Annotated in this window: 5 protein-coding genes; 4 read left to right on the top strand and 1 reads right to left on the bottom strand. The window is 45.5% G+C overall.

Annotation, left to right across the window (positions count from 1 at the left end; genetic code table 11):
- The 4 genes from E2K52_RS13615 to E2K52_RS13600 form a co-directional block, all read left to right on the top strand.
- A partial coding sequence (locus tag E2K52_RS13615) for a dihydroxy-acid dehydratase (protein ID WP_171478869.1) occupies positions 1-414 on the top strand: 414 nt, incomplete at its 5' end.
- A 153-nt stretch (positions 415-567) separates the two neighbouring features.
- Positions 568-1,890: a hypothetical protein gene (locus E2K52_RS13610; RefSeq protein ID WP_151205566.1), complete on the top strand. Its 1,323-nt coding sequence runs from the start codon at positions 568-570 to the stop codon at positions 1,888-1,890.
- Positions 1,871-2,158 carry a chorismate mutase gene (locus E2K52_RS13605; RefSeq protein ID WP_151205565.1) on the top strand — a complete coding sequence of 96 codons (288 nt, stop codon included), beginning with the start codon at positions 1,871-1,873 and terminating at the stop codon, positions 2,156-2,158. The genes E2K52_RS13610 and E2K52_RS13605 overlap by 20 nt, the downstream gene beginning before the upstream one ends.
- Before the next feature lie 156 nt (positions 2,159-2,314).
- Complete coding sequence (locus E2K52_RS13600; protein ID WP_151205564.1) at positions 2,315-3,052, top strand: sulfite exporter TauE/SafE family protein; 738 nt, start codon at positions 2,315-2,317, stop codon at positions 3,050-3,052.
- Here the strand turns inward: E2K52_RS13600 and E2K52_RS13595 are convergent.
- Positions 3,049-3,954, bottom strand: a complete 906-nt coding sequence (locus E2K52_RS13595) for a LysR family transcriptional regulator (protein WP_151205567.1) — start codon at positions 3,952-3,954, stop codon at positions 3,049-3,051. The two genes, E2K52_RS13600 and E2K52_RS13595, sit on opposite strands and share 4 nt — an antisense overlap.
- Positions 3,955-4,152 lie beyond the last annotated feature (198 nt).

The following is a 4,152-nucleotide window of genomic DNA, read 5'->3' as shown; positions in this document are numbered from 1 at the left end:
GTCAAGCCCGGTGAAGTGGTGGTAATTCGTGGTGAAGGCCCGAAAGGTGGTCCGGGCATGCCTGAAATGCTCAAACCGACCTCGGCCATTATTGGCAAAGGACTGGGCAACTCAGTGGCTTTAATTACCGATGGCCGTTTTTCCGGCGGCAGTCATGGTTTTGTGATTGGTCATGTGACGCCCGAAGCTTATGAAGGCGGCCCGATCGGACTGGTTAAAAATGGCGATAAAATCTCGATCAATGCCGAAACCCGTGAAATGACCCTGCATATTTCCGATGAAGAACTGGCAGTACGCCGTGCCGCCTGGGTCAAACCTGCACCCCATTATCGCTCTGGTGCTTTGGCAAAGTTTGCTAAATTGACCACCGGTGCTGAAAAAGGGGCAGTCACTGATCTCAATCTTGAGGTCTAATTCATTGTTAAATATTGAACATTTGTTCATGACTTGATATAAAATTTGCACAAGACTTATATCTCTATGCAAATCTCTTCATAATAGGGGCTTGCATAGCGCAAGCGTGCCAGCAGGGGTTGGCACGACAAGACATTATTCGAGGCTGATCTCATGTCCCTGTTACGCCGTTGGTTTGATCCAATCCGATCGAGCTGGTTTTACCAGAAGCCAGTTCGTCAAGCGGTGTTATCTATTGAAGATGGTCTCAGCATCCATTTAAGACTGGATGATGTCTATAGTTATCTGGCCGTACAGCAGCTGCCCCAGCTGGAAGAGATCTTAAGCCCGCAGCTCAAGCCTCTCAAAGTCGTGATTTCCGAGCAGCGCGCTGACCCCCCCAACCAGATGTCCTTTGATGAATGGCAGCATTACTGCATTCATGATGCGAAAATTCTGGCCAAGCAGCATCGTTTCAGCTTCCACGATAAGCCTGAGCTGCCCAGTCCGGAAGCCCTGAAACAGGCCGCAGTCATTCTGAAAAATACCCCCTTACGTGGACAGAATTTTCTGTATCTGCTCGAAGACGTGTTCCATATGCTCTGGCAAAAACAGAACGGAAAATTACGCACCTTATATATCATGGCCAGTCGCCATCATGCCCCGCAAAATTTTCCGGAACGGATTTTCAATACCACCCCTATTCTGGCCAGCTATTTCACTTTTGGCGGACGTCAGTATCATGCGGTAGATGATTTACTGCGTCTGACCCGGCGCTTGAAACAGCAAAAGCTGCTGACCGATAATCCGATTTTCCTGATCAATCATATTGAATGGCGTGAGCATTTGATCAGTGATGCAGAAGAGCTGAATGAAATCCAGTCAATGAATCCGGAACTGGATCTGTATATTGCGCTGGAAGATCCGATTTCCTGGCTGTTATTGGCTTATATCAAGGAAGAGCTGGCCGATTTTTATAATATCCGGCTGAATGTCTATCCCTTATCCTATCGTGGACGGGACTGGTTTGAATGGAATCTGGCGACCCGTTTATCCAAACGTACCGAGGTCAAATTTACCCCTTTTTGCCGACCGACTGAGCAGGCTATTGTACCGATGGCACAGTTATTCTATGGCTGTCCGGAAGAGCAGCGCATTGATGCCATGTACCAAATTCTGCAAGCCGTCTGGACGCGTGGCTATGACTTGTCCTATGCGCCGCATATCAAGCGCCTACAACAGGAGTTGAAGCTGGACGAGCTGACCCAGGAAGATATTCAGACCAAATTACAAGAAAACGACACTTTGTGTGAAATGAAGTCCCAGCCTGATTTCCCGGTGCTGGAATTGCGGATTGAAGGGCAAAGTTACACATTTAATAGCCTATATCGTGTCTGGATGATTGAAAGTATTTTCAGTAATGTGTTAGAAGAAAAGTATAAAAGTGATAATCAAACTGAGCATGAACTGAATCAATATGGAAAAAATCAAAGCTGAATCATTACAACATGCACGTCACCAGATCGATGCCATTGATACAGCTTTAGTTGAGCTGATTGCTGCGCGTCAATTCTATGTTGATCAAACCACACGTTTTAAAAAAACTGAAACCGATCTGCAATCACCGGAGCGTATGGAGCAGATTGTGGAAAAGGTAAGGGCTTTGGCCCAACAGCAGGGTGTGGACCAGAAATTTATTGAGCATCTGTACCGGGAAATGTTCCAGTATTTTATTCAGCGGGAGCTAAAAGAATTTCGTCCTTAAACCAGTTTTAAATCCGATTTTCGCTGATCAGTCTGCTAGTTTTCAGCACATTCATCTGAAGCCTCAAGATTTACTTGAGGCTTCCTTCTTAAAACCCTGATTTTTCTCTATCCGTGATTTCTATAGCATGGACCTAAATCAATTTAGGGTCATCAGATGACTGCTTTTGTTATTGCTATTTTTGCGCTGGCTGGTCTGATTAAAGGCACCATTGGCTTGGGTTTGCCTGCGGTATCTATGGGATTGCTGACTATATTTATGAGTCCATTTCAGGCAGCAACTTTACTCATTGTACCTTCAATGCTGACCAATTTTTGGCAACTCTTTGCTGAAGGTCATGTGCTGAAACTGATTCGCCGTTTCTGGCTATTGCTGGCCGGCATTATCGTGGGTTCGGTCTGGAGTGTTTTTCCGACGTTAGGCCATTCTGAATTTCACAGTGAAGCCTTATTGGGCGCGATGCTTGCCCTATATGGCCTATATGGTTTACTGGCGAAACGGATGCCAGATTTAAGCCAGTATGAAAAGTGGCTTTCTCCGATGATGGGATATCTTGGCGGTGCCTTAACCGTGGCGACGGGTGTAGTGGTGATTCCAGTGGTGCCTTATTTGCAGACCCTGCATTTAAAACGTGATGATCTGGTACAGGCCTTGGGTCTTGTATTTACTACCTCGACGGTATGTTTGGCCATTTTCCTGCACCGAAACCCGGTAGAAGATATGCCGATTGATTATGCCATGTCCGCAATTGCACTGCTTCCTGCCTTGATCGGGATGTGGTTCGGCAAGAACATCCGTTCCCGTATCCCTGAACAGACATTCCGTACCGTATTTTTTATCGGCCTGATTGCCTTAGGCAGCTATATGGCGTTGCATCAATTCGGCTGGATTTAATTCAGGATTTTTTGTACATCCGTAGAAATGAGGAACTGGCTAAAGTGCTGATAGGCCGTGCTCAGTTCATCAAAGCTCTTTGCAGCTAACAATAACTTACGGTTGGCCCAATCTCCGGTCAGTTGGATTTGCTGAAATGCATAGAGTTTTGATAAATGTTGTGCAGCGCGTTTTGGCATAATTGCAATACCTACTCCATTGGCCACAACTTGGGCAATGGCCGCAAAATTCGGTAAGCGCAAGCGGTACTGAATTTCACAGTTCAGCAAGCGAGCTTGGGTTTCAATCGACTGCTGCAAAGAGTGATATTGCATCAAGCCCACAAAGGGATAATTCAGACAGTCTGCTAATTTTAATGCCGGATTCGTGGCCAAAGCATGCTGTTCAGGACAGATCAGTACCAGAGGATCATCTGAAAATTCCAGAGTCTGTAATTGGGGTGCAGGAAAAAAGCTAGAGATCAGTCCTAGCTTGGCAGTGCCGCTCACCAAAGCTGCAATGATGTCATTGCTTTCTGCTTCTTTTAAATCGATCTGGATATTTGGATTATTTACCAAATACTGGGGTAATAATAGGGGCAGGTACTCACTTTGTGCTGAGGAGTTACACCATAAGCTGATATTGGAGTTGAGTCCTTCACTAAAGCCGGCCATGGCTTGAGACAGTTGTTGTCCTTGTTGCAACAGGGCTTGGGCATGCTCAGCAAAGACCTGTCCTGCAAAAGTCATTTTTACCCCACCCGAATGGCGGCTGAACAGACTGACCTGATATTGCTGTTCCAGCTTTTTAATCCGTTCACTGGCCGCTTGTAAAGAAATGGCAGAGCGTTCAGCCCCTCTGGTTAGGCTACCGGTATCGACTATATTGAGAAAAAGACGTAAATCAAAAAAATCCAGACGCATCGGCAGGATGCTCATATAAAAGATTAAGCCTATTTAAACAATTCTGGCGATATAAAAAAAGCAGCCTTATGGCCATTGCTGTCCCACAATTTTTCACAAGAGGAAGCTCATTTGAGCTTCCTCTTGTTTTATGGGTATTTTATCGGGTGAAAATAAAGCTTTTAAAGTTCTTCTTTCAAACAAATTCACTTGAATTAT

It is taken from the genome of Acinetobacter sp. RF14B (assembly GCF_006864105.1).
GTDB classification, from domain to species: domain Bacteria; phylum Pseudomonadota; class Gammaproteobacteria; order Pseudomonadales; family Moraxellaceae; genus Acinetobacter; species Acinetobacter lwoffii_C.
This window is presented reverse-complemented; position numbering and strand designations above follow the sequence as displayed.